Consider the following 1,769-nt stretch of genomic DNA (forward strand, 5'->3'; position numbering starts at 1 on the left):
CACCGCAGCGGTGTCGTTCATCGCGTCGGGGCCGGTGAGCTGCGCGATCTCGGTGAGGCCAGAGATGCCCCCGAGCACGAAGGGTTTGTCCTGATCGGGGTCGACGCTCACTCCGCCTCCTCCGGCGACAAGCTGTTCGTGCCCACGGATCAGCTCGACCTGCTCTCCAAGTACGTCGGCGGCGAGGCCCCGACTCTGTCGAAGATGGGCGGCAGCGACTGGTCGCAGGCAAAGGGCAAGGCCCGCAAGGCCGTCCGCGACATCGCGGTCGAGCTCGTGAAGCTCTATTCCGCACGGATGAGCGCCAAGGGCCATGCCTTCGGCCCGGACACGCCATGGCAGCGCGAGCTGGAGGAGGCGTTCCCGTTCGCGGAGACCCTGGACCAGTTGCAGACGATCGACGAGATCAAGGCCGACATGGAACGGCCCATCCCGATGGACCGCCTGCTCTCGGGAGACGTCGGCTTCGGCAAGACCGAGGTCGCCGTCCGGGCCGCCTTCAAGGCGATCCAGGACGGCAAACAGGTGGCGATGCTCGTGCCGACGACGCTGCTCGTGAAGCAGCACCTCGAGACGTTCACCGAGCGCTTCGCCGGTTTCCCGGTCAAGGTGCGGCCGCTGTCGCGCTTCCAGACCGACAAGGAGGCGCGGCTCACTCTGCAGGGTCTGCTGGAGGGGTCCGTCGACATGGTGATCGGCACCCACCGCATCCTCACCGACCAGGTGATGTTCAAAGACCTCGGTCTGATGATCATCGACGAGGAGCAGCGTTTCGGCGTCGAGCACAAAGACGCGCTCAAGAAGATGAAGACCAACGTCGACATCCTCGCCATGAGCGCCACCCCGATCCCGCGCACGCTCGAGATGGCGGTGACCGGCATCCGTGAGATGTCGACGCTGGCGACTCCGCCCGAGGACCGGCATCCGATCCTGTCCTTCGTCGGTCCGCGCAGCGACAAGCAAATGGCCGCGGCGATCCGTCGCGAGATCCTCCGCGAGGGGCAGATCTTCTTCGTGCACAACCGCGTGCAGTCGATTCAGCGCGTCGCGAGCGAGCTCGCCGAACTCGTGCCCGAAGCCAGGATCGCCGTCGCGCACGGACAGATGGGCGAGCACCAGCTCGAGCAGGTCGTCGACGACTTCTGGGAGCGCAAGTTCGACGTGCTCGTCTCGACGACGATCATCGAGACGGGTCTCGACATCGCGAACGCGAACACGATCATCATCGACCGCGCCGACAAGTACGGGCTCAGCCAGCTGCACCAGTTGCGCGGGCGCGTCGGGCGAGGGCGCGAGCGCGCGTACGCGTACTTCCTGTACGACGAGATGAAGCCGCTGAGCGAGACCGCCGCCGACCGGCTGCAGACCATCGCGGTCAACAACGACCTGGGCTCCGGCATGCAGGTCGCCCTGAAGGACCTCGAGCTGCGCGGCGCGGGCAACCTGCTCGGCGCCGAGCAGGCCGGTCATATCGCGGGCGTCGGGTTCGACCTCTATCTGCGCATGATCGGCGAGGCGGTGGCGACCTTCCGCGGCGACGAGGTCGAGACGGGGCAGGAACTGCGTCTCGAGCTTCCCCTCGACGCGCGCATCCCCGAGTACTACATCGACAGTGAGCGGCTGCGCCTGGAGGCCTACCAGAAGCTCTCCGCCGCCTCGGCGGCGACGGCCAAGGACGACGAGATCGCCAGCAGCCCCTCGACCTCTTCCGGCGGCGTTCCGTACCGGTCGACGAGCTCTTCGATGACCAGGTCGATCGCGTCGTCCTT

1 protein-coding gene and 1 pseudogene are annotated in these 1,769 nt (G+C 66.8%); one reads left to right on the forward strand and one right to left on the reverse strand.

Translation table 11 applies throughout. From position 1 onward, the window contains the following. Nucleotides 1-1,686: pseudogene (gene mfd / locus KZA10_RS14085) on the forward strand (transcription-repair coupling factor); the annotation flags it as partial. On the opposite strand, the gene KZA10_RS18790 reads toward mfd, so the two are convergent. Continuing rightward, a complete protein-coding gene (locus tag KZA10_RS18790; protein WP_374196596.1) occupies nt 1,635-1,757 on the reverse strand; it encodes a hypothetical protein in 123 nt (40 codons plus the stop codon). The pseudogene mfd and the gene KZA10_RS18790 overlap by 52 nt on opposite strands. Nucleotides 1,758-1,769 lie beyond the last annotated feature (12 nt).

The organism is Microbacterium sp. BF1 (assembly GCF_019279095.1).
GTDB lineage: Bacteria > Actinomycetota > Actinomycetes > Actinomycetales > Microbacteriaceae > Microbacterium > Microbacterium maritypicum.